General features: G+C 62.0%; 1 protein-coding gene. It reads left to right on the top strand.

Annotated elements, in window-relative coordinates; genetic code table 11:
- On the top strand, positions 1-781 hold a 781-nt coding region (locus tag AC1DVA_RS28865), incomplete at both ends, for a hypothetical protein (RefSeq protein ID WP_476808200.1).

Raw genomic sequence — 781 nt, 5'->3', positions numbered from 1 at the left:
CCGCTGCTCGCTGCGATCAAGAAGGGCGTCACCAACCGTGTGCTGACCGACCTGACGAAGCTCGCGGAACAGGATGCTGAAGCCTTCGCAAAAATCTGGGAGAACTTCGGCGCCGTCATCAAGGAAGGGCTTTACGAGGACTACGAGCGTCGAGCCCAGCTGCTTGGTCTGGCCCGCTTCCGGACAACGGCCTCCGGCGAAGGTTTGCGCAGCCTCAAGGACTATGTTGGCGCGCTAAAAGAGAACCAGACGGCGATCTACTACATCGCTGGTGACGATGCTCTCAGGATCGCGACCTCGCCGCAGCTCGAAGGCTTCAGGGCGCGCGGGATCGAAGTGCTGCTGCTTTCCGACCATGTCGACAGCTTCTGGGCGTCGGCCGCACCGGATTTTGAGGGCAAGCCGTTCAAGTCCGTGACGCAAGGGGCGGCGGATCTGGCACGCATCGCCTTGCTCGATGGGGCCTCGCTTCGATCAAGCGATACCCGCGATGAGATCGTATCGCTGCTAGCGTCGATGAAGGAGATCTTGGCCGACCAAGTCGCCGACGTCCGGACCTCCGACCGGCTGACCGACAGCGCGGTCTGCCTGGTGGCATCCGATAACGGTCCAGATCGCCAGTTCGAACGCCTACTCAGTGCCGCAGGCCGCATTGACAGCGCGGCAAAGCCGATACTTGAGGTCAATCCCCACCATGCGATGGTCGCTACCCTCGCGACAGTCAGAGAAGCCGACTTGCGTGCAGATGTGGCTCACCTTCTCCTCGACACCGCTCGCGTGC

This window comes from Allobosea sp. P4_C6 (assembly GCF_056402015.1).
Note: the sequence above shows the minus strand (reverse complement) of the source record. Positions and strands in the feature narration are given on the sequence as shown.